Source organism: Metabacillus rhizosphaerae (genome assembly GCF_037201795.1).
In the GTDB taxonomy this organism is placed as follows: domain Bacteria; phylum Bacillota; class Bacilli; order Bacillales; family Bacillaceae; genus Metabacillus; species Metabacillus rhizosphaerae.
This window is the reverse complement of the sequence record NZ_CP147403.1, coordinates 2,065,813-2,089,479: the sequence shown is the minus strand read 5'-3', so window position 1 is coordinate 2,089,479 and position 23,667 is coordinate 2,065,813. Positions and strand designations below refer to the sequence as shown.

Annotated in this window: 25 protein-coding genes and 1 riboswitch; of the genes, 10 read left to right on the top strand and 15 right to left on the bottom strand. The window is 35.2% G+C overall.

Annotated features, from left to right (window positions below):
- Positions 1-52 precede the first annotated feature (52 nt).
- The 7 genes from WCV66_RS10190 to WCV66_RS10160 form a co-directional block, all read right to left on the bottom strand.
- A complete protein-coding gene (locus tag WCV66_RS10190; RefSeq protein ID WP_338788890.1) occupies positions 53-1,372 on the bottom strand; it encodes an ABC transporter permease in 1,320 nt (439 codons plus the stop codon).
- Entirely contained in the window at positions 1,362-2,060 is a 699-nt protein-coding gene (locus WCV66_RS10185) for an ABC transporter ATP-binding protein (RefSeq protein WP_338788889.1), read from the bottom strand. Before WCV66_RS10185 ends, WCV66_RS10190 begins: the two co-directional genes overlap by 11 nt.
- A gap of 22 nt (positions 2,061-2,082) precedes the next feature.
- Positions 2,083-3,048 carry an ABC transporter permease gene (locus WCV66_RS10180; protein WP_338788888.1) on the bottom strand — a complete coding sequence of 322 codons (966 nt, stop codon included), beginning with the start codon at positions 3,046-3,048 and terminating at the stop codon, positions 2,083-2,085.
- Positions 3,042-3,920, bottom strand: coding sequence for an ABC transporter ATP-binding protein (locus WCV66_RS10175; RefSeq protein WP_185653672.1), 879 nt, complete (start codon positions 3,918-3,920; stop codon positions 3,042-3,044). The genes WCV66_RS10180 and WCV66_RS10175 overlap by 7 nt, the downstream gene beginning before the upstream one ends.
- Entirely contained in the window at positions 3,886-4,302 is a 417-nt protein-coding gene (locus WCV66_RS10170) for a GntR family transcriptional regulator (protein ID WP_185653673.1), read from the bottom strand. The genes WCV66_RS10175 and WCV66_RS10170 overlap by 35 nt, the downstream gene beginning before the upstream one ends.
- Before the next feature lie 156 nt (positions 4,303-4,458).
- Positions 4,459-4,626 (bottom strand): glycogen biosynthesis protein GlgD, encoded by a 168-nt coding sequence (locus WCV66_RS10165; RefSeq protein WP_338788887.1) that lies wholly within the window; start codon positions 4,624-4,626, stop codon positions 4,459-4,461.
- 10 nt (positions 4,627-4,636) lie between these two features.
- Positions 4,637-4,900 (bottom strand): YtzC family protein, encoded by a 264-nt coding sequence (locus WCV66_RS10160; RefSeq protein ID WP_338788885.1) that lies wholly within the window; start codon positions 4,898-4,900, stop codon positions 4,637-4,639.
- Between the two features lie 333 nt (positions 4,901-5,233).
- Between WCV66_RS10160 and WCV66_RS10155 the strand changes: the two genes are divergently transcribed.
- From WCV66_RS10155 to blaOXA, 3 genes are all read left to right on the top strand, one after another.
- Positions 5,234-6,199, top strand: coding sequence for a TIGR01212 family radical SAM protein (locus WCV66_RS10155; protein WP_066326433.1), 966 nt, complete (start codon positions 5,234-5,236; stop codon positions 6,197-6,199).
- Positions 6,196-6,768, top strand: coding sequence for a tRNA (mnm(5)s(2)U34)-methyltransferase (locus WCV66_RS10150; RefSeq protein ID WP_066326430.1), 573 nt, complete (start codon positions 6,196-6,198; stop codon positions 6,766-6,768). Before WCV66_RS10155 ends, WCV66_RS10150 begins: the two co-directional genes overlap by 4 nt.
- A 201-nt stretch (positions 6,769-6,969) precedes the next feature.
- Positions 6,970-7,782, top strand: a complete 813-nt coding sequence (blaOXA, locus tag WCV66_RS10145) for a class D beta-lactamase (protein WP_338788883.1) — start codon at positions 6,970-6,972, stop codon at positions 7,780-7,782.
- Between the two features lie 61 nt (positions 7,783-7,843).
- Here the strand turns inward: blaOXA and WCV66_RS10140 are convergent, their stop codons facing one another.
- Both WCV66_RS10140 and WCV66_RS10135 read right to left on the bottom strand, forming a co-directional pair.
- Entirely contained in the window at positions 7,844-8,923 is a 1,080-nt protein-coding gene (locus WCV66_RS10140; RefSeq protein ID WP_066326423.1) for a tetraprenyl-beta-curcumene synthase family protein, read from the bottom strand.
- Between the two features lie 77 nt (positions 8,924-9,000).
- Positions 9,001-9,795 carry an alpha/beta hydrolase gene (locus WCV66_RS10135; RefSeq protein WP_066326421.1) on the bottom strand — a complete coding sequence of 265 codons (795 nt, stop codon included), beginning with the start codon at positions 9,793-9,795 and terminating at the stop codon, positions 9,001-9,003.
- Positions 9,796-9,896: 101 nt separating this feature from the next.
- On the opposite strand from WCV66_RS10135, the gene WCV66_RS10130 reads away from it, so the two are divergent.
- The 3 genes from WCV66_RS10130 (at position 9,897) to WCV66_RS10120 (ending at position 12,644) form a co-directional block, all read left to right on the top strand.
- Positions 9,897-10,415 carry a gamma carbonic anhydrase family protein gene (locus tag WCV66_RS10130; RefSeq protein WP_066326416.1) on the top strand — a complete coding sequence of 173 codons (519 nt, stop codon included), beginning with the start codon at positions 9,897-9,899 and terminating at the stop codon, positions 10,413-10,415.
- A gap of 484 nt (positions 10,416-10,899) precedes the next feature.
- Positions 10,900-11,460, top strand: a complete 561-nt coding sequence (locus WCV66_RS10125) for a phosphatase PAP2 family protein (protein WP_338788882.1) — start codon at positions 10,900-10,902, stop codon at positions 11,458-11,460.
- Between the two features lie 41 nt (positions 11,461-11,501).
- Positions 11,502-12,644, top strand: a complete 1,143-nt coding sequence (locus tag WCV66_RS10120; RefSeq protein WP_338788881.1) for a glycosyltransferase family 1 protein — start codon at positions 11,502-11,504, stop codon at positions 12,642-12,644.
- A gap of 117 nt (positions 12,645-12,761) precedes the next feature.
- Here the strand turns inward: WCV66_RS10120 and WCV66_RS10115 are convergent, their stop codons facing one another.
- The 3 genes from WCV66_RS10115 to metK form a co-directional block, all read right to left on the bottom strand.
- Positions 12,762-14,063, bottom strand: coding sequence for a methyl-accepting chemotaxis protein (locus WCV66_RS10115; RefSeq protein ID WP_338788880.1), 1,302 nt, complete (start codon positions 14,061-14,063; stop codon positions 12,762-12,764).
- Between the two features lie 331 nt (positions 14,064-14,394).
- Positions 14,395-15,177, bottom strand: coding sequence for a FixH family protein (locus WCV66_RS10110; protein ID WP_338788878.1), 783 nt, complete (start codon positions 15,175-15,177; stop codon positions 14,395-14,397).
- A 188-nt stretch (positions 15,178-15,365) separates the two neighbouring features.
- Positions 15,366-16,565 (bottom strand): methionine adenosyltransferase, encoded by a 1,200-nt coding sequence (gene metK / locus WCV66_RS10105; RefSeq protein ID WP_066326389.1) that lies wholly within the window; start codon positions 16,563-16,565, stop codon positions 15,366-15,368.
- Between the two features lie 219 nt (positions 16,566-16,784).
- Positions 16,785-16,928: riboswitch (SAM riboswitch) on the bottom strand.
- 300 nt (positions 16,929-17,228) lie between these two features.
- Between metK and pckA the strand changes: the two genes are divergently transcribed.
- Positions 17,229-18,812, top strand: coding sequence for a phosphoenolpyruvate carboxykinase (ATP) (gene pckA / locus WCV66_RS10100; protein ID WP_066326388.1), 1,584 nt, complete (start codon positions 17,229-17,231; stop codon positions 18,810-18,812).
- A 296-nt stretch (positions 18,813-19,108) separates the two neighbouring features.
- Here the strand turns inward: pckA and WCV66_RS10095 are convergent, their stop codons facing one another.
- Positions 19,109-19,351, bottom strand: a complete 243-nt coding sequence (locus WCV66_RS10095) for a DUF2584 domain-containing protein (protein ID WP_338788877.1) — start codon at positions 19,349-19,351, stop codon at positions 19,109-19,111.
- 71 nt (positions 19,352-19,422) lie between these two features.
- Positions 19,423-20,202: an alpha/beta hydrolase family protein gene (locus tag WCV66_RS10090; RefSeq protein WP_338788876.1), complete on the bottom strand. Its 780-nt coding sequence runs from the start codon at positions 20,200-20,202 to the stop codon at positions 19,423-19,425.
- A gap of 224 nt (positions 20,203-20,426) precedes the next feature.
- Between WCV66_RS10090 and WCV66_RS10085 the strand changes: the two genes are divergently transcribed.
- The 3 genes from WCV66_RS10085 to WCV66_RS10075 are packed head-to-tail and all read left to right on the top strand — an operon-like array spanning position 20,427 to position 23,002.
- Positions 20,427-21,416 (top strand): ABC transporter substrate-binding protein, encoded by a 990-nt coding sequence (locus WCV66_RS10085; protein WP_066326383.1) that lies wholly within the window; start codon positions 20,427-20,429, stop codon positions 21,414-21,416.
- Between the two features lie 13 nt (positions 21,417-21,429).
- The gene (locus tag WCV66_RS10080) at positions 21,430-22,200 is read left to right on the top strand and encodes an ABC transporter ATP-binding protein (RefSeq protein ID WP_338788875.1); all 771 of its coding nucleotides are present in this window, start codon (positions 21,430-21,432) and stop codon (positions 22,198-22,200) included.
- Positions 22,187-23,002, top strand: a complete 816-nt coding sequence (locus WCV66_RS10075; protein ID WP_338788874.1) for an ABC transporter permease — start codon at positions 22,187-22,189, stop codon at positions 23,000-23,002. The genes WCV66_RS10080 and WCV66_RS10075 overlap by 14 nt, the downstream gene beginning before the upstream one ends.
- A 133-nt stretch (positions 23,003-23,135) precedes the next feature.
- Here WCV66_RS10075 and ytkD read toward each other — a convergent pair whose 3' ends face one another.
- Entirely contained in the window at positions 23,136-23,609 is a 474-nt protein-coding gene (ytkD, locus tag WCV66_RS10070) for an RNA deprotection pyrophosphohydrolase (protein ID WP_338788873.1), read from the bottom strand.
- Positions 23,610-23,667: the final 58 nt, after the last annotated feature.

The window sequence follows — 23,667 nt, the reverse complement described above, 5'->3', positions numbered from 1 at the left end:
TTGTACCATGAAAAAGTTGACTACCAATTTAGCAGCCAACCTTTTTTATCCCCTATAGTTCTCTTCTAAGAGCCGATAATACATTAATATTAGTTGCTTTTACAGCTGGACGTAAGCCTGAAATCATTGCAACTCCTATACTAATTCCTGCTGAGATCAGAACTAGACTTAGCGGTATATAAGAAAAAGTAAAGTCCATTACTGCTTCTTCACCCATGGTAGAATTTAATATGATTGGTAACAGCATGTTTGCTGCAAAGCTTATTGCGTAGGAAATAACAACACCTATGATAGACCCAACAATACCAATATACGCACTTTCCATTAAAAATAACCGACGAATAATCCCTGGTTGCGCGCCTAATGCCTTCATAATACCTATTTCTTGTGTTCGTTCCGTTACAGCCATCGTCATTGTATTAAAAATCCCTATTGATGAAATAATGATAGCGATCGTACCGACAAAGATCAAACCTGCTTTAAAAACGTTAAAAAACAAGTTTACACTGTCTAATTCCTCTGTTATTGAATAGACCATATAGCCTTTATCTTTTAAATCATCTGTTACTTGTGCTACATGTTCAAGGCTTGATGCATAGACTAATACTTCATTATAAGGTATATCAGAACTTATACCTTCCTCATCAATACTTACAAATGACAATATCTCTTCTTTTAATGCTTCATCAATATAAATGTTTTGGTCTGTTACCCAATCCTTCGCAGGTTCACCAACAACACCGGCTACTTTGAAGGTAAAGGACTTAGTTTCTTCCTTGCCGTCAACATCCTTCAAAATTGTCATCGTAATTTCTTTTCCAACTAGTTCACCTTCATATCCAGTTGGTGCTTCTACTGGACCATCAGCGGTTTCCAACTCTTTTTGATATTTTTCATTCTCATCTTCAGTCAATAAACTTTGTGCAAAGTGATACCCAACAATAACCTCATTTTCTGATTTTGGAACCGCTCCAGTTTCAAGAGTAAGATTAGCTTTTAGCTCTGCATCCATATTTGTGATCGTTGGACGTACATCTGCCTTACGATCATCAAGTGATGCTTCTACAGGTATATCAATATAATTCCTTCGTACGACTGCAGTAACATTGTCTGTTTCTTCTAATTCTTCAAGGTTTCCCTTTTTAATTTGTTCTAGGCTTCCATCATTCTCTTTTCCCTGTACACTTACTTCAGTTATAATCTGCTGAGATTTGATTTCTTCCGTAATACTTTTTTGTATGCCGAATCCTACAGATGCTAATACAATTAAAAATGCACAGGCCATTGTTGTCGCTAATATTGTCATAAACACACGCAAACGATTTTTCTTCATATTTTTTCTCATAAATTTCAACTGATCTTTAAACTTCAACGAAAGCACCTCCTTTTGACAACACTCCATCTTGTATATGGAACTGATGATTGCTGATTTTTGCTACTTCATCATCGTGTGTAATAATGAAAAACGTAATTCCCTGTTCTTCATTTAATTGTTTAATCAAATCTAAAATTTCCTTTTCTGTTTCAGAATCCAAACTTCCTGTAGGTTCATCTGCTAAAATAATACTTGGCTTTGTAATTAGTGCTCGGGCAATACTTACACGTTGTTGCTGCCCACCCGATAGCTCATTTGGATAATGTTCCGCATGATTGTGCAGTCCAACACTCTCTAAAAGCTCCATCACTTGTTTTTTTCGTTCAGCTTGGTCAATTCCTTTTAATGTCAGTGGCAGTTCTACATTTTCAAATGTCGTTAGACTTGGGATTAATTGAAAGCTTTGAAAAATAAATCCAAAATGATCTAACCGAAACTTAGCCCAATTTTTTTCATTATAGGATGTTACATTTGTATCTTTAATAATAATCTCACCTGCAGTTGGTGAAATATATCCTGAGATTAAGTTCAGTAAAGTAGACTTTCCTGAACCACTTCTGCCGACAATTGAAGCAATTTCCCCCTTGTTAATTTTCAAGGAAATATTTTTTAAAACGGGTATTTCATTCTCAACTCCTTTTTTTCCTACTTTAAAAGAATGACTTAAATTTTTAACTTCTATCATGATTTCTCCTCCTAAACTCTATTTAAATTTCATTTTTCTTTTTATAAATCACAAAATAGCTCACGATAAATCCAATGAAAGCTCCGGCTGCTGCACCAACAAAGTAGCCAACCATGCTATGATCAAATGTTGATAAGTACCCGAATGAACTAAAACCAAGAATCCCCAACAAAATAACAAAGACCTGGATTGGTCTTTCCATCCATTTCCATACAAAAAATGAACCATTCCGTTCAAAGGGATGCTTGATAAAGGCGAATAACCCAAGGATAAAAAAGAAAACAGCTTCTATAAAAGGAGGGTAAACCTCTTTGATCGGAAAGCTATCATACTTAAAAAACACATAGGTAATCGGCGTTAAATTGTAAGCACTCAAAAATTGTTCATTGCTGAATAGAAAGTCTGGCTCTGTTAAAACCTCTAGTTGCACTCCGATTAAGCCAATAAATAAAAGTGGTAAAATCCCAACTGTAATCGTTACAAGTCCTTGGGCAAATGGAGATCCTGTAATTGCTCCAGCTGAAAATGTCATAGTGTAAAACAACAGCAGGGATCCAATTAAAAACCAAAAATAGTTCTCAAAATTAACAGTTGGAATCCCAGCAAGCTTAATGATCACCCCAGTTAAACCGAATGAAATAAACCAGCTTATTAAAATACTACCAAAACCAACCATCCACTTAGATATATAAATACTTGCCCTCGAGAAAGGCATGGCCAAGTTAAATTCCAATGTTCCGTTGTTTCGTTCAACACCGATTTGAACTATCCCTAATGTCACAACAAAAACAATAAATATAAAAGTTGGATCACTATATTCAAAATTAATAGTAAACATGTTGGACTCTAATGCTTCTTCAAAGTTCCGATATTCCAAATATTGAGTCCACACCCTAATTGGTATCATGAAACTTATTGCTAAAATGGATAATAAAAGCTGCACCCAATACTGCCTTATTTCTTTTCTGATTAATTCCCCAACTACCATCTCCGCTTCCCTCCAAACTTCGCAATAAATACTTCCTCAAGATTTGCAGGAAGTTCATTCCAGATTTTTGGTTTAAGCGCTCTTAGCCACTCCAGGCTCTTCTCATCATCTCGCTTCGCGATCACGGTGTAAAAGACACCTGATACCTCTAATATCGGGATTCCTTTTTCGCGAATTTTCAAATGAACATCCTCTTCAAAAGCTAATTGGATTTTTGCATAATCTTCTTTCAAGCCTTCAACATCTAACACATTTGATAAATTCTTCTCCTCCAAAAAGGCAATTCGATTACATATGCGTTCAATATCTTCTAACCGGTGTGAAGTAATTAAAATCGTTGTATCATGATTTGCCACCTCATCAATCATTAACTGCATTAAGTCATGGCGTGTTACAGCATCAATTCCATCTGTTGGTTCATCGAGCATTATAACTGCTGGGCGAACTGCAAATGCTAGGATAAGTGCCATTTGTTTTTTTAAACCTGTTGATAAATCTCTGTATTTCTTCGTTTCTGGTAACCCATAACGATTGACTAACTCGTTTGCATACGTTACATCAAATTCAGGATAAATATTTCGCATGATCCTAACTAATTGTTTATATGTGTAACGATCATAAAAGAGAGTTTGCACAGGCATATAGATAACTTTTCTTTTTACAAGCGGGTGCTTTGATATTGATACATTTTCAAACAGAATATCACCTTCATCAGCTTGAATAATCGTCTGAATACACCTAAGTAAAGTTGTTTTACCTGAACCATTGCGACCAAGTAATCCAAAGATTTCACCTGGCTCTAATTTTAGATTAATATCTTTTAGAAGCTCGATACCATCAAGACTTTTCGTCAGATTTTTTATTTCTAGCATGGGCTTCTCCTCCCACTTCCTTCTTAATTTCATCTATCCAATCATGAATATGGTTAAAGTCAATTCCAGCATAAAATGCATCAATAATTAGAGGCTTAAGTTGCTCTTTAATCATTTCCATCTTCCCTTCATCAAGTGTTTCTCTAGCATTTTCTGAAACAAATGTTCCTCGTCCTCGAAGTGTTTCAATGATTCCTTGCCGTTCAAGCTCCTTATAAGCCTTACTAACCGTATTTGGATTAGCAATAATCATTGTCGATAATTCACGGACAGATGGAAGCTTGTCACCAGACTTTAATAACCCTTTAAAACAAAGCTCCTTCATTTGCTGAATGATTTGTTCATAAATGGGAGTAGAACTTCTCGGATCAATTTGGATCAATTGCTTCTCCCTCTTTCTTTGAATTCTCTATACTATTTGTATTATGTGTATTACATCAACTAATACACTTAATACAATATTATTTATTCTTTCATATGTCAACTAAAAATAAAAAAGGACCTACTGAGGTCCTTTTTTGGCATTTCCTAAACAAAGTTACTCATTTTCGGTTCTTTGTTTTGATTTGATTGGCTGCCCTTTTTTTGCATTTTTCGCTTTAGTTTCAATAACGGGATCAAAGTCTTGACCAAGTTCAAGGTCATTGCTATTTACACTGTTTTTCGTTTTTTGCTCAGGATTGTTTTGTTTAGATCGTTTTTTCATATTGATCCCCCTAATGATGTCTGATAATCATCTCATTTTGTAACTGTTGAAGCTGGAGTCTCATTCGATAAAGTTGATCCTGCTGTTGATCATTCGCACTTAGTGATAAATGATTAATATCATTCACTGCATTTTCGAGCCCTTGAAGAGCTTTTGTATATTCTGTTTGATTATAATGCTCTTGCTGAGAACCAGTTTTATATTGATCGCGTGCATATTCTATTGCTTCCGTACAGCGTTGTAGATATTCGTCAACTGATTGTCTTGTTGCCATCTATATCTCTCCTCCAAACGATATGAAGTCAATTAAAGCTTCATCAGTTTTTATTGTTTACAAGCATGAGCAAAAACTTGACTTAAAATTATTGGTAAGTAATAAAGAGAACTGTCATTATCATGGTGATCATGTTAAAATTTTCTGATGAAAGAAAAGCGTAAGCGAACGTTAGCTCGTATGAACTAAGAACACACTGTATATAAAAAAACATGATGAGCACGAGCCTCCGATGTAGACTTAGGGTAAAAGGAGTGTGCCTCTGCTTAGTGCAAGACCAACTAATTACAATAACTATCAAACGTTTAATTACTTTATAGGAGGTATCTAAATTTGAATCAGACTAATCCATTTTCGTTTGCATCTGACGATAAACGTTACCATACATGGAATTATCATTTACGGAATACATTTGGGCACAAAGTGTTTAAAGTTGCCTTAGATGGTGGATTTGATTGCCCAAATCGTGACGGCACTGTTGCACATGGAGGTTGTACGTTTTGTAGTGCAGCAGGATCTGGAGATTTTGCTGGAAATAGAGCAGATGACCTTGTTACACAATTCAATGCGATAAAAATGAAAATGCATGAGAAATGGAAAGACGGAAAATATATGGCTTACTTTCAAGCATATACAAATACTCATGCGCCAGTTGAAGAATTAAGAGAGAAATATGAATCCGTACTTGGCTTAAACGGTGTTGTTGGTTTATCAATTGCTACACGTCCTGATTGCCTTCCAGATGATGTTGTCGAGTATTTAGCTGAATTAAATAAGCGGACATATTTATGGGTTGAGCTCGGCTTACAAACCGTACATGAACGAACTGCGATGCTCATCAATCGGGCACATGATTTTAATTGCTATGTAGAAGGAGTAAATAAATTACGAAAGCATGGAATTAGAGTTTGCTCACATATTATAAATGGTTTACCTTTAGAAAATCACGAAATGATGATGAAAACAGCAAAAGCAGTTGCTGATTTAGATGTTCAAGGTATTAAAATTCACCTGTTACATTTATTAAAAGGGACACCAATGGTGAAACAGTATGAAAAAGGAAAGCTAGACTTTATGTCCCAAGATGAGTACGTAAATCTTGTCTGTGATCAATTAGAAATTATTCCACCTGAATTGATCGTCCATCGAATTACCGGTGATGGACCAATTGATTTAATGATCGGTCCGATGTGGAGTGTTAATAAGTGGAATGTTTTAAATTCAATTGATGCTGAATTAAAAAGACGTAATAGCTATCAAGGAAAATTTCACAATAAAGAAGAGGTAACATTTTCATGAAGCTTCAAAGAATTTTACCCTTTGCTAAACAGCTTCTCCAAACAGTTGTACAAAGAGGCGATACAGTCGTAGATGCAACAATCGGAAATGGGCATGACACTGTTTTTTTAGCAAAATTAGTCGGTGATGAAGGACATGTTTTTGGTTTTGATATTCAAGAGGAAGCAGTATTAAATACAACAGCACGCTTAAAATCAGAGCAATTAAGGAAATGTGTAACCATTGTACAAAAAGGGCATCAGCATATTAAATCAACTGTACCAGTTGAGCGACATGGATCGATCTCTGGTGCAATCTTTAATCTTGGATACCTTCCAGGTGGAGATAAAACAATTGTAACGTTACCAACAACAACCATTTCGGCAATTGAACAACTTTTGGAAATTATGAAACCTGAAGGCATTATCGTCATCGTAATCTATCACGGGCATGAAGAGGGTCAAGTTGAGCGGGATGAATTAATGAATTATGTAAAAACAATTGATCCAGGTGTTGCTCATGTTTTACAGTATCAATTTATTAACAAGCAAAATAATCCTCCGTATATTGTCGCAATTGAAAAATGTTAACATTAATGAAGCACCTTCTTAATCGAAAGTGCTATTTTTTGTTCTGCCAAAAATGATTTTGGGCACTAGATGCCACTAGTTATATTTCTTTTGACACATGGGAGAACTTTTCAACCAGATTCTTAGGTATTAAGCCACTTTATATTGATTTCTATCCCTGTTAGACTGAATCTGTTAAAAATATCCCTAGAGGTGATAAGAATGAAAAAGTTCTACCCACTATTCGTTTTATTACTGTTAGTCGGAACATTTGGACAAACTGTTGAGGCAAATTCACCAAAAGAGATTGCAACAGAAACGAAATTTAACGTTACGAAATTAGACGTCGATGAATATTTTCAGGATATCAATGGTACTTTTATTTTACGTGATGTCCAGAATGGAAAAACCTTTGTTTATAATAAAGAACGAGCCAACATGAAGCAAACCCCTGAATCCACATTTAAGGTCGCTAACGCACTAATTGGTTTGCAAACTGACGCCGTAAAGGATGAATATGATATTAAATACTGGGATGGTATTGATAGAGAGTTCGAATCTTGGAATCAAGACCACACCCTTGGTTCTGCAATGAGGGATTCAGTTATTTGGTATTACCAAGCAATGGCCCGTGATATCGGTGAACAACAAATGCAGGAGTGGCTAAAAAAAATATCATATGGCAATCAAAATATTAACGGAGGACTTGATCAATTTTGGCTAGACAGCTCCCTGAAAATCACGCCGATGGAACAAATGAGTTTTATGGAGAATTTATACATCGAAGACCTTCCTTTTGATAAACCAGTTATGAAAACAGTGAAGCGCATGATCATTCAGGAGGAAGGAGACTTTTATACCTTATACGGAAAGACTGGTACAAGACTTTCTGACTTAGGCTTAGGCTGGTTCGTAGGTTTTATTAAAACTGAGGATCGTGACTATGTATTTGTTACAAATCTAGAAGGTACTGGTTCTGAAGCGAAAACAATTACTTTAAATATTTTTAAAAAATATAACTTATTGACTGAATAAATAAAGCGGCACCAGAGGTTAATTTCTCTGGTGCCTAATAATTTGGAGGATTTTCACCTCTTTATGAACTTTTCTTCCAAGAAAGCTTTTGAATCGTACGGTAAGCTCTTCCATTAAAGTAAAAGAAGAAGGAAGTCGCTCCACCTAATTTAATTAAGCGTCTTGCTAGTTTATTAAGTTCTTTATGTGATGCTACCTTATCATCGGATAAATAAACACCCAATAAACCTCGATTGATGAGCTTATGGAAGTTTTCATGAGGAATACCTGTTAAGTGATGATCAGCCTTTTCAACAAAATGCTCTAACCTATTCATCATGACTGTCTCCGATGCATAATAGCTACAAAAATTCAGATCTCCACCAATTTTGTCTTCTTCTTGATCAATTAAATAATCAAGTAATATATGAAGGCCCTGTACGTATGGAAAATAGCTGTCCCTAATTTGAATAGCTTGTTTTTCCTCAAAACTTTCTTGAAAAGCATATGCTACTAAACAAAAAATCCCGAGAGTTGACCCAGTACACGCAGAAAACTCATACCACTCCATGTCAGGTAAGTTGGGCTTATGTCGTTCAAACCAATCCTCAAGCCTTGGTACGCGTTCTTCCTTTTTCACATGTTTATGAACCTGCAAATCACAATAATAACTAGACAGCTCTAGTAAATGACTTGAAATAATTGGGTAATTCTCTAAATCTGATAGCACATTTTGACACGTTTGAACAAGCCTATGTAAATAACCACCATCATCTTGATCTTCCCGAAATTGATAATATTCCTTACAGGGGGTCCCAACAGTAAGAGCATCCAACATTGATTGATGTAGCATGCGAAAATCTACTGGATCTAAAGAGGTACTTCGATCACATAAATTATCTAAATAATCACTTATTGTTTGATAAGCAACAATAAATTCGATACATTGTTGTTTATGTGGTCCAGAAATGATTGCTAAAATCCCGCCACCTTCACAATGAAACTCCTTTTTATTAATGCTGCTAACTGCTTGGCTTCTTAGCTCTTTATTAGGAATTTTTTCTGCTTGCTCTCTCCAGTGCTTTATATAAAAATGAACAATTGGAAAAACTTCTCTATATACTTTTGTCATTAACCTTATTGGATGCTGTGGAACTGTCAAAGGAGTTGTCACCTCTTGCATAAATTTTATATGTATAGTGGATGGCTGTTCAATTAAGTCTCTTCTAATTAACTATATCACTTTGCTTCAGAACAATGTGCGTCAAAAAAGCGCTGCGCTGCTTCAAATACTTGATCACGTTCTGGCTCACTAAAAATCTCGTGGTAAAAGCCTTTCCATTCCTTATATGATTTTTCCATCAAGTCAACCTTGTTAAACCATTCTTTAACAAGGGACTTATCAACGATTTTATCTTCTCCTCCTTGCATTAGCAACAAAGGAACGTCCTGAAATTTTTTCACTTGTTTTTGTGCTTCTTCCATTGCCTTTATTAATTCACGATACCATCTAACCGAAACCTTTGTCACATATAATGAATCATTCTCATCAGTATCTTGAACTGCTTTATTTCTAGTCGCCAATGCAACACTTAAGTTTGATTCAACTTTAAATGAAGGAGCAATGATATTTAGCCCCTTTGAGGCAAGTTCTAACGCTTTATTTGGTTTGTATACAATACCTAAACAAGGAGACGACAAGATCACAGCCTTTACATCATGATGTTTCTCTTGAAGTGCACGAATAACAATAAGCCCTCCCATGCTATGACCAAGTAAAAATAATGGCAATCCGAATTTTTTAGCTTCTTTGATCCAGGAATTAACCTCAATAATATATTCATCAAATGACTGAATATGTCCTCTTCTTCTTGTTGTTGTTCCTTGTCCCGGTAAATCCCCCATGACGACATGATATCCTGATAATTTCCACATTTCTACCAGCCATTTATACCTACCATGATGTTCTGCAGCTCCATGAACAATTACAATTACTCCCTTTGGCTGGTCAACCTCAGATTCCCATTTCCACATGATTGCTGCCTCTCCCTTCAAATACCATAAGGTCTAATAAATCTTTGATATAATAATAATGCTAAAATACATATTCTTTCCATAAGAAAGGGATGAAAAAAATGATTTATCCTTACAAAGACAAAATACCAAAAATAGCTGAATCAGCTTTTATTGCTGATTATGTAACCATTACTGGAGATGTGATAGTTGGTGATGAGACTAGTATCTGGTTTCAAACAGTTATCCGCGGAGATGTTGCGCCAACAATTATCGGGAACAAAGTTAATATTCAAGATCTTTGTTGCCTACACCAAAGTCCAAATAACCCACTAATACTAGAAGATGAAGTAACTGTTGGACATAGTGTGGTCCTACACAGTTCAATTATTCGTAAAAAGGCATTAATAGGTATGGGTTCAATTATTTTAGATCAAGCAGAAATTGGTGAGGGTGCATTTATTGGTGCAGGTAGTCTTGTTCCACCCGGAAAAAAAATCCCACCCAACTCCCTTGCCCTAGGTAGACCTGCAAAAGTGGTTAGAACCTTAAATTCTGATGATATAAAAGACATGGAACGTATTCGTCGTGAATATGTTGAAAAAGGGCAGTATTATAAATCATTACAACAAACAACATAGGCTAAGGTAAAAAAACTAAATAAAATGGAACATTAAGCCCAATGAAACGTAATTTATTAATAATTAGGAATCGGCATGCTGTCGATTCCCAAGCAATCCTATCTTATCTGGTATCATCCAGAAATATACTTCATTTGATCAATAATATTCCTCGAAAAAACTCACCTTATCAGTCTTACAATTATCTAATTCTTAACTAGTAGTAAAACCTCCACCATAATATTCGGGGAGAAGCAAAGAAGACAGATAAAAATACCTTCCCGTATAACAAGTCACGCTTTATATATACATTCTCTCTTTCCTCAACCGTACGAGCGATATTTTCTAGTTATAAACCGCTATGACACTATTCTATTTAATTTGTATAGAATACATTAAAAAATTGAAAACTTTGTGAAGGGAATTTTTACAATTTCTTATTATTAACTAAATATTTCTCACTTAAAATAATATAAAAGGAGTAAATAAAGGAGCGTTCTAAAAAATGAAAACAAAGCTTATAACTAACATGTATGATTTTGAATGCAAGTTGTTTCGAAGTGTGAATCGTCACTTCGATCAAAAGATCCTTAATTTTTATTTCCGTACTATTACACATCTTGGAGGGGCAATTGCAACAATTGTTATCAGTCTTATTCTTGTCATTTGCACAAGAGGTCTTATTCAAGCAACTAGCATAGCAAGTGCGTTTTCACTGCTCGTTAGTCATCTACCAGTAGCTCTTGTGAAAAGGCTGTATCCACGTAAGAGGCCGTACCTTGCTCTTTTAGAAACTAAGGTAGCTGCTAATCCTTTAGAGGATCATTCTTTTCCATCAGGTCATACTACAGCCATTTTTTCAGTCATCATTCCTTTTATTTTATTTATGCCACAGCTAGCACTCATCCTAATACCGCTTGCAATAAGTGTAGGATTTTCAAGAATGTATTTAGGTTTGCATTACCCATCAGATGTTTTAGCTGGATGCCTACTTGGAAGTTCTTCAGGATTTTTAAGCTATATCTTATTGAGTGAAGATTTTTACTCTAAGATAAGTATATTTTAAAAATATAGCACCTTTCATTTATTTGTAACTGGGGGGATTCGATGAGAATAGCTATTTTCACAGACACTTTTGCACCAGATGTTAACGGGGTAGCCCGTACATTAAAACGATTCACTGATCATCTTGAGTCAAACGGGTATGAATATAGAGTATTCGCACCTATAAGTACAAATGAAAATTTATTTTCCAGTCATATACATCGTTTTGCAAGTTTGCCATTTTTTTTATACCCTGAATGTAGATTAGCTTTACCAAACATGCTTCAAGTAAAGGCTGAGCTACAACGATTTAAGCCAGACCTTATTCATGTAGCAACACCTTTTAATATAGGACTATGCGGCTTGCATTATGCCAAGAAATTGAATATACCAATTGTAGGATCTTATCACACTGATTTTGATCAATACTTACAATATTATGATCTACAATTTCTCTCTAAGTTTTTATGGAAGTATATGCATTGGTTCCACAAACCACTTCGTAAAATATTTGTTCCTTCTAATGAAACGATGGAGCAATTAAAACGAAAGGGATTTTCAAATATACGTATTTGGGGAAGAGGCGTTGATTGTAGCCTATTTCATCCGAACTATTCAAATCAAAGAATACGTGAGCAGTATGGCATCAAAGAAAAATACATCCTCTCATACGTAGGGCGTCTTGCTCCTGAAAAGGATATTGAAACCCTTATGAAAATTTGTTTACATCTACCAGAAGAAATAAGAAATCAAATTCATTGGATAATCGTTGGTGATGGACCTTCTAAAGAAGAAATGGTAAAGGCAGCTCCTGAAAATATGACCTTTGCTGGTTTCTTAAATGGCGAAAGTCTTGCAGAAATTTATGCTAACTCTGACCTATTTATTTTCCCATCTCCTACAGAAACATTTGGAAATGTTGTTTTAGAGGCTTTAGCGACTGGTACACCTGTTATCGGAGCAAATTCGGGTGGAGTTAAAAATATTATTAACCAAGAAGTAACAGGCTATCTATGTGAGCCAAAAAATGTAGAGCAATTTAACCAAGCAATTATTCATCTATTAGAAAATCATGCATTACGTCAAAAAATGGGGGAAACTGCTCGTAAATATGCATTATCACAAACCTGGGATCAAATATTTGATGGTTTATTAAAGGAATATGAAGAATCACTCCTTGAGAATAATCATATTCGATATGCATAATGCAAGAATTCATTAGGTTTAACTGCTTTAGATGCAGCTAAACCTTTTTAATTGCTTGATTACATATCAAAAAGCAGTGAGATTTCAGTTAAGAAATCCACTGCTTAATTAGGATTTTTATTCTACCATATATTTTTTAAGTGAATTATTTAAGTTTTCACTTAATGCAATTAATTTTTCTGATGAATGATTAATGGTCACTACCGCATTCACTTGTTCATCAACAGACGCTGTTATCTCCTCAGTTGACGCTGCAGTTTCTTCTGCAACTGCAGATATATTTTGTATCGAATCTAAAATGATATAACTATGATCTGAAACAGTTTCAATTTCTTTATTTAGCTTTGATATTCCTTCAATAATTTTTGAGATAGATGAAGAAATTTCATTAAATTCATTTTCTGATGCTAAAACACTTTGATTTAAGCCACTTGAAATCTCTGTTGTTTGAGACATCACAAGCACGGTTGCTTCTGTTTCCTTTTCTATATTTTGAATCATCGTTTGGATTTGAGATGTAGCCTTATTTGTTTCTTCTGCAAGCTTTCTAACCTCTTCCGCTACGACGGCAAATCCTTTTCCATGTTCTCCAGCTCTTGCAGCTTCAATACTAGCATTTAAAGCCAATAGATTTGTCTGTTTTGAAATATTATCAATCGTTGTCACAATTCCGGAAATTTGATGGACACTTTGATAAAGGGTCGTTATTCCTAAACTGATTTGATCTAACATGTTAGCATTCTCTTTATTGGAAACTTGCAAGCCAATCATACTATCCTTACCTGCTTGAACAGCATTTACACAACCCTCTGTTAATTGGATTATAGCATTGCTTCCTTCTGTCATGTTGGTGAGATTTGCTTGTAAATCACTTGCTTTTTGGCTTGTGGATTCAATATCAGAAGCCTGTGAAACTGATCCTTTTGAAATTTCATTTAGGGCATTTCCAATTTCTTCACTAGTTGTTGTTGTTTGCTCTGATAAAGCTGAGAGCTCATATGATGAAGTGGAAATGGAATAACTTGTGTCCTTCAAATCATGAACTAAAGCTCGAAAGTCATCATTTATCTTATTTAATGATAGTGCAAGTAAACCGAATTCATCTTTTCCCTCTTTTAAAGGGTTTACAAACAAACGACCAGCTGAAATTTCAGATGAAGCAATCAGGATCTGATTTAATACTTTTAACTTTCTATGAATGAAAAAATAAAACACAGACAAGCAAACGATCGTAATAACAGCTGGTATTCCTAACAAACTCCAAAATAACCCTTGCGATTCTTGAATTTGTCCAAAAGTATTTTTCACAATAATATAGCTAAGAAGTCCAATCGTACTCGTAAGTACTACTGCTAAAATCGCAAGACAAATTTGAAATTTAACTGAAATCCTTTCATAAAACTTCATCTCTTTTTTCATTTTGTAGCCCCCACAGTTTTATGTCTTTACCTATTACATCGGATATGAGGGTACAAATGTTAACTTCTTTACTCATAAAAATCAAAATAAAATTAGTAAATGCAGAAAAATTAGTTAATAGGCCCTTTAGCCTTTTAACTAATTTTCGTTTATAGTTCAAATTCCCATTCTTCTTGCAAAAGCAAATAGAGAATAAATAACGTGTTTTCTACATTAAACACTTACCCAATATTTTACTAATGAGACAACAGGTGGATGTAAATTGTTTCAAACTATTTCAAATATCGATAAAATTCGTGTTTAATCTTACGACAAAAAGAGGTCCACCCCCTTATTGAACTTCAACTGAAGTCTCAATATGGTCATGAACCTCTCCTTTTTCAACATGAACTACTATCTTATATATACCAGTTTCTTCAAATTGATAGGAAGATGTGTACGTCCCTTTTGTCGATGCTTCTTCTGCATCAATATACTTATGTTGTTCTTCTCCATCCTTCCAAATTTCAAATCTCACCGTCGCATCTGGAAATGGTTGTTCACCCTCTTGAATTGTTGTTGATAACTGCTCCTCTTCATTTACCTTAAAATCAGATAATTCGTCTACAGTTATCGTTACACTACTATGATGGTGCCCCGCTTCTGTTTGTTCATGATGCTGGTGCTCATTCTCGCTTTCTTTTTCATCATTCTTTTCTGTAATCGTAGCTGTTGAGCCTTCTCCTACCTGAATATCTAATGATGGCATCGTATGATAACTTTCTACATTTGTATGTGCGGTTATTTTGAATGTACCATCTTCCTTAAATTGATAATTAATTCCATATGTACCTGTTTCAATAAGTTTTGCTTCAATTTTTTCTGAAACATCACCAAGTTTTATCTCAAACGTTACCTCTGCATCGTCCACTAGATCATCACCATAATATACTTTTGCAGAGATTGGTACTTCTTCGTTTTTATTAACATGTTTACTAGCAATTATTTCAACCTTTGGTGCTTTTACTTCCTCTTCAGAAGCGACTTGATGTTCTTGATGATTTGCTGATTCTTGACAGCCGCTTAAAACTAAAGAAAGGAAAATGAAGGAGCAAGTGATTATCCCTTGTTTCATATTGTATAACCTCCAAATCGTCACTCATACTATGATATAACATAACTATCATAATTAGATACGTTTTCTTTGATGCTTCAATATTTATTCACATATAGAAGAAAAAATATTCACTTATTAAGTCTTATACACTGATATAGAAAAGGGTCTGATGCAAAATACATCAGACCCTTTTCTTCTTTTATAAATTATTGATTTAACGCTTCTTTACTTAACGCTTCAGCTTTGTCTGTGCTTTCCCATGGAAGATCTAGATCATTACGACCGAAATGTCCATACGCAGCAGTTTGCTTATATATCGGACGACGTAGATTAAGCATTTTTATAATACCCGCTGGACGTAGATCAAAGTTGTTACGTACAACAGCTACTAAAACTTCTTCCGATACTTTTCCAGTTCCAAATGTATCAACTGAAATCGATACCGGTTGTGCAACACCAATTGCATATGCTAATTGAACTTCACATTTATCAGCTAATCCAGAAGCAACAATATTTTTCGCTACATAACGAGCAGCATAAGCGGCAGAACGGTCAACTTTTGTCGCATCCTTACCAGAGAATGCACCACCACCGTGACGTGCATAACCACCGTACGTATCAACGATAATTTTACGTCCAGTTAAACCAGCATCTCCTTGAGGTCCCCCAATGACGAAGCGACCTGTTGGATTAATGAAATACTTTGTATTTTCATCAATTAATTCTGCAGGGACAACTGGGTTAATAACATGCTCTTTTAGGTTACGCTGAATTTGTTCTAATGAAATTTCTGGGTGATGCTGAGTAGAAATAACGATCGTATCAATACGAACTGGTTTATCATTTTCATCATATTCTACCGTAACTTGTGTTTTACCGTCTGGACGTAAGTAAGGAAGTATATCCTCTTTACGTACTTCTGTTAAACGACGTGAAAGTTTGTGAGCTAATGAAATTGGAAGTGGCATTAATTCCTTTGTTTCATTACATGCAAATCCAAACATTAATCCTTGGTCTCCAGCACCGATTGCATCAATTTCTTCATCAGACATTAGGCCTTCACGAGCTTCAAGTGCTTGGTCAACACCCATAGCGATATCGGCTGATTGCTCATCAATTGAAGTAAGAACTGCACAAGTTTCTGCATCAAAGCCATATTTAGCTCGTGTATAGCCAATACCTTTAATTGTTTCACGAACAATTTTTGGGATATCAACGTATGTAGTTGTTGTAATTTCCCCAGCAACTAAAACTAATCCTGTCGTAACAGACGTTTCACACGCTACACGTGCATTTGGATCTTTTTCAATAATTGCATCAAGGATTGAATCTGAAATTTGGTCACAAATCTTATCTGGATGGCCTTCTGTTACAGACTCAGAAGTAAATAAACGTTTTTTAGTCATGTTAAAGTTTTCCTCCTCATACTCATGTTCAAATTGATCCGGAACTCTTCCTTTTACCTAAAAGAATCACGCTGGCATGTTTTGTGAACAGAATTATTATGTACCTCTACCACATGCTTGTCCTGGTAAAACTCTAATGAAGAAGATACGCTTATTTTCTGTTATCAAAAAAACCTTTCCCTAAATGAGGAAAGGTTTGTTATCGTTCATAGCCTTTCGCTCTTATCGATCAAGGGCTTTCGCCTTGCATCAGGTTAGCACCTTTGCGTCGGAAAATGTCATTTGGGCATAATCGCCGCTTTCCTTTGATAGCAGGTTGCTGGGTTTCATAGGGCCTGTCCCTCCACCAGCTCGGGATAAGAGAATCCGTTCAAGGACATATCATAGCGCACTGGGGTAATGGTGTCAACAAAAAACAGCAAGTTATCAGAGATTATTTCCTATTAATTTTCATGATTAATCTATTCATTAGTGTTACCCATTTTGTTGACATATTATTAAGTTTCTTTTTGAAGTATAAAAATTGCTTTCTAAACTTTTTTTCAAAAAACACACACGATTAGTATGTTCAATTAAATATAATGTGTTATACTATTTAAAACTAAGTCAGAATTTTGTAATATATCTTTCTACGTTAATTTTTCGAAAAGGATGGTAATGGGGATGAATATTGTGGAGATGACAAATGAATTAGCAGAGTTGTTAAAAGGGGATAATGCAAGACATAATTTATCAGTTGCTCAACTTGTGGAAAAAGTACTTAAACGCAAGGAAGGGATTTTAACCTCAACTGGTGCAATCCGAGCGACTACTGGAGCATATACTGGTAGGTCTCCACAAGATAAATTTATCGTGAAAGAAAGTTCTATCGAAAATAAAATTGATTGGGGCATTGTTAATCAACCTATTTTAGAGGCTGACTTTGATAAGCTTTATAGTAAAATGATCAACTACTTAAAGGAACGAGAAGAATTATACATTTTCAATGGTTTTGCCGGTGCAGATAAACGCTATCAGTTGCCTCTTCAAGTCATAAATGAATATGCTTGGCATAATTTATTCGCACAGCAGCTTTTTATAAAAGACAATGAAAAATCGATTACAAATGAGAAGCCTTTTACTATTCTTTGTGCACCACACTTTAAAGCTGATCCTGCTGTTGATGGTACAAATTCTGAAACATTTATCATTATTTCATTTGAGAAAAGAACAATTTTAATCGGTGGGACAGAATACGCTGGTGAAATGAAAAAATCTGTCTTTTCAGTTATGAACTTTTTGTTACCAGAAAACAATATTCTTTCAATGCATTGCTCAGCAAATGTTGGTTTTGAAGGTGATGTTGCTTTATTTTTCGGTTTATCTGGAACTGGAAAAACAACCTTGTCTGCTGATCCTAACAGACGATTAATCGGTGACGATGAGCATGGCTGGTCTACTTCTGGCATCTTTAATATTGAAGGCGGTTGCTATGCGAAATGTATTAATTTATCGGAAGAAAAAGAGCCCCAAATTTTCAATGCCATTCGCTATGGTGCCGTTTTAGAAAACGTTGTTGTTGATAATGAAACTCGTGAAGCTGATTATGATAATTCCTTTTTCACTGAGAATACAAGGGCTGCATATTCGTTAGATGCTATTGATAAGGTTATTACACCTAGTATAGCGGGACATCCACAAGCAATTGTTTTTTTAACTGCAGATGCATTTGGGGTTCTTCCTCCAATTAGCAAGTTAACTAGAGAACAAGCAATGTACCATTTTTTGAGCGGCTATACTAGTAAGCTTGCAGGAACTGAGCGAGGAATTACCGCTCCTGAGGCAACCTTTTCAACTTGCTTCGGTTCACCATTCCTACCATTACAAGCCACTCGCTATGCGAACATGCTTGGACAAAAAATTGATGAACATGAAGTTCAAGTATTTTTAGTTAATACAGGCTGGACCGGTGGTGAATATGGCGTAGGGAATCGAATAAAGTTACAATATACAAGAGCAATGGTTCAAGCTGCAATTGAAGGAGATCTTGATCATATTGAGACGGTAACTGATGAAGTATTTGGCCTCAACATTCCAATACACGTTCCAGGTGTTCCGGATGATAAACTTCAGCCACATCTTACTTGGAGCTCTAAGGAAGCTTATGAAAAGAAAGCAAAAGAGCTAGCATCACAGTTTAAGAAAAACTTTGAAAAATTTGCACATGTTTCCCCTGAAATCCAACAATTTGGTGGACCTATAGGTTAAAAGAATTGGAGGCTGACTCAAAAGCTAATGAGTCAGCCTCCCTTTTATTTAAAGAGATATTAAACTGATAATTGATAACTTAAGTTATATTTCAACATAATAATTTTATCCTAACCTGCAAACAAAAATTCATGATATTGTAATTTTTCAATTTCACTTCAGGATTAATTTAGGCTCTTTCCTAAAAATAGTAGTTTTTTAAATAAAAACTATTTCAGGTTGATTGGAACACTATAAAACAAATAAACCAGGTGAAAAAGCTAATTACTTTTTCACCTGGTTTATCTTTTGTTTTATTAATTCGTTGAATTAAGGGCAACTAACCGATATGTTACAACTGTTTTATTTTCATGAAGCTGAAGTTTTTCTACAATAGCCTCACCAGCAATTTCTCCATCCTTCGTTTTTCTAACCTCTAACGGAATATCGATCGGATATATTCTATATCCTTCTTTTGTTAAAAGAAATACATTTTCTTCCACTCGTTGTTCTTTACCTTTTGTTACAATCATTGTATTGAATTCAACAGGCATTCCCAAAAGAAAACCTCCTTATTGGTACATTTCATTTTATTTTATTTTACCACCTTGTCCTGACAAGAAAAACTAATTTATTGTTTTTTCATCCAGGAACATAGTCTATGTAGTGTTTCACGGTTTATTTTAGGAGGAAAATAATGAGTAAATCCCTTAAAGTACCAGCTTTCAACTTGTTTATTTAATTCCTTTAATCTTTTTTCAAGCCTGTATGCATGCTCAACTGAGACATTTTTATCCTTAACTCCGTGTATAATTAATACAGGTGGATTCATGTTTTCTAATTCGTACAAAGGTGTTCTCCACATATATCGATTCGGGAATTTTGTAGGTGTACCACCAATAACTCTTTTCATCATTCGACGTAAATCCTCACGCTCAACATATGTTAAAAACATATCAGAGACTCCACCCCATGTAACAACAGAACGCACATCTTCAGCTAAAATACCAGTTAATAATGCCATAACACCACCTCTTGAAAATCCAAAAACATGGATACGATGTGAATGCACATTTGGATGCCTTTTTAAAAGTTCGATTGCTGAGATGGCATCATAACGATCATCTCCAGCAAAGTCTTCATTCCCTTCACCACCTTGATTACCTCGGTAAAATGGTGCCATTACGATAAAACCTTCTGAGGCAAACTGAATTATTCGTCCTACCCTTACCGTACCAACATTTTTAATCCCACCTCGCAAATATAGAAATCCATCATAGCACCCAGGGGTATTAGGCTCTGCCAAAAGTCCTTTTACTTTTAAATGATTTGAAAGATAGGTCACCACCCAAAGTCGAATATTTGGATTTGGAGATGGATATTTTACCTTACTAAGTATTTCACCATTCATCTACTGTTCACTCTTTCTCTCGCAAATTCATCGATATTTAATAACATACCCTAATTCTGTACGTTACTAAAAGAATAATAGGCATTCACACATTTTTTTGAAATTCATAAATTATTATAAATTCACAACTTTGCCTTAGTTTATCAGCATCTATCGTCGATTTTGATTTAAGTTCCGGTGAAAATAAAAAATTTAAGATGCAGTGCATCCAGGAGGTTCACAACATGAAAAAATGGCTGCTATTGGTTATTCTTCCGCTTATTATTGTATTGCCACTTTCAGCATGTAATCAACAAAAGACAGAAAAAATTAAACTTGCAGAAGTTACACATTCCATTTTTTATGCGCCTTTATATGTCGCGATGGCAGAAGGTTTTTTTGAAGAGGAGGGCCTTGATGTCGAATTAACGACAACCTGGGGTGGAGATAAAACGATGACTGCACTTCTCTCAGATGGAGCAGATATCGCATTAGTTGGTTCAGAAACATCGATTTATGTTCATGCGCAAGGGTCGAGTGATTCTGTGATAAATTTTGCTCAACTTACACAAACAGATGGCACCTTCCTTGTAAGTCGTGAAAAAATAGACAATTTTAAATGGGATCAATTAAAAGATAGTACGTTTTTAGGACAAAGAAAAGGTGGAATGCCACAAATGGTTGGTGAATTTGTCTTAAAACAACACAATATTGATCCAAAAACTGATCTAGAACTTATTCAAAATATTGATTTTGCCAACATCCCAAGTGCCTTTGCCTCAGGAACTGGTGATTTTGTTCAATTATTTGAACCAACAGCTAGTATCTTTGAAAAAGAAGGAACTGGTCATATTGTTGCTTCCTTTGGAACAGAGTCCGGTAAAGTTCCTTATACAACATTTATGAGCAAGGAGAGCTTTTTAAAAGAAAATGAAAACTCAGCAAGAAAGTTTACAGCTGCAATATATAAAGCACAGCAATGGGTACAAGAAAAAAGTTCAGCAGAGATTGCTAAATCAATTGCCCCGCAATTTGAGGATACAGAGCTAGAGCTTATTGAAACGGTTGTGGAACGTTACAAGGAACAAGGCTCCTTTTCAACAGATCCTATCCTAGATGTAGATGAATGGGATAATCTACAAAATATTATGGATGAGGCTGGAGAGCTACCAACGCGAATTGACTATGACACACTAGTGAATACCATATATGCAGAAGAAGTGGTTGAAAAGTAAGGAGGATCATTACATGTCATTCTTATCAGTAGAGCATGTTCATCATGTTTATTTTTCCAAGGATTCAGCAACTGTTGCCCTTGAAGATGTAAAACTTAATGTAGAGGAAGGGGAGTTCATCTCCTTCCTTGGGCCAAGTGGTTGTGGAAAAACAACTCTTTTATCAATCATCGCTGGTCTTATTAAGCCAGTGGAAGGTACTGTAACAATTGCCAATAAAATCATTACAAAGCCTGATTCAATTATTGGCTATATGTTGCAGCAGGATTATCTATTCCCTTGGAAAACAATTGAAGAAAATGTCACTTTAGGGCTGAAAGTTATTGGTCAAAAAACAACTGAAAATAAACAAAAAACGTTAGCTCTTTTAAAAGAGATGGGCCTTGAAAATGTTGAAAATCAATATCCCAGTCAATTATCAGGTGGTATGAGACAAAGAGCGGCACTAGTTCGAACATTAGCAACAAATCCGAAAATACTTTTACTTGATGAGCCCTTTTCAGCATTGGATTATCAAACAAAACTAAGACTTGAAGACTTAGTTGTACAAACGTTAAAAGATTATAAGAAAACAGCCCTCCTCGTCACCCATGACATTGGCGAAGCAATCGCGATGAGTGATCGTATTTACGTATTTTCCGCCAAGCCAGGAAGGATCAACCGGACATATTTGATACCAACGGAACTGAGAGAACTAGCACCGTTTTATGCTAGACAACACCCTTCGTTTTCGAAGCTATTTCAGCAAATTTGGAAGGAGTTGGATCAGTTTGAAACAGAATGAAACCATTGATTTCCTTCACAAAAATTACAAACGTGGTCTTGATAAGGAAAAGAAATGGATACGATTTTATCAAATTCTCATTTTTATCTGTTTCTTTGGCTTATGGGAAATTGCCGGTCGTAGAGAATGGATCGATCCGTTATTATTTAGTTCACCCTCTAAGATATGGAATCTGTTAGTGACAAAACTAAATGACGGTACCCTTCTTTCACATTTAGGAATTACTCTATTTGAAACAATTTTAGGTTTTATTTTGGGCACATTACTTGGTGCATTACTTGCAGCGTTGTTATGGTGGTCTGCTCGGCTTTCAAAAATTTTAGATCCTTATCTCGTTATTCTAAATGCAATGCCTAAGGTAGCACTTGGTCCTATTCTGATTGTTGCTTTAGGACCAGGGTTTATTTCCATTATCGCAATGGGTACGATTATATCCGTTATTATCACAACAATTGTTGTGTTCACATCGTTTAAAGAGGTTGATTCTAATTATTTAAAGGTACTCAAAACATTTGACGCATCTAAAATGCAGCTATTTAAAGAGGCAGTACTTCCAGCATCATTTCCAACAATAGTATCAACCTTAAAAGTGAATGTTGGATTGTCTTGGGTAGGGGTTATTGTTGGAGAATTTCTTGTTTCTGCAAAAGGACTTGGCTATATGATTATATATGGTTTTCAAGTATTTAATTTTACGTTAGTTCTCTTAAGCCTTCTCATCATTGCTTTTTTTGCAACGATTATGTACCAAGGAGTGGAGCTTTTAGAAAGACGCTTTGTTAAGACCGAAAAAAAAGGCTGACATAGGGCAGTCCCTCATTTTCAATTTGAGGGTCAGTCGTAGGTCAGTCCTTATTTTTTCACATTTTTAATTTGTTAAACTTGGTTGTTGATTTCCACTGCTGGCATTCCCGCAATCAACAAAGTGTTAGATCCTACATTTTAAATCTCTTCTTAACTTCTTTAAGACTTCTTTTCAATACCTCATCCTTCATAATGAAGCTATACCTTCTGTCCTTTTTTACTCCTTCTGGAATCTCTTCCATTAGAACAGGACCATAAGTTTCATAATAACCCTCTTGCTCAATAAGCTCACTTATGGTTGCATAATAAATATTTTTCACAATAATCTTTTCTTTTCCCATAACCTTGTATTGACCTATATATTCAATGGTTTTGACAATACCGCCTGTTTCCTCTTTAACTTCTCTAATAGCAGCTTCATTTGCAGTTTCGTTTAGTTCTACCTTTCCGCCTGGAAACTCAAAACCTCGGTCTGAATGCTTTGTTAATAACCATTTATCTTCATACCGACAAACAACCCAGACATGCTTAGGGTTAGCTGCAAAAGGATGGTCTTCAAATGATAATTGTACTTCATTGTGATAATAATCGATAAACCGATACATAATATATCCCTCAATTTTTTCCTAATCTATTCAAATCTTATCACAATGTTTTATCTCT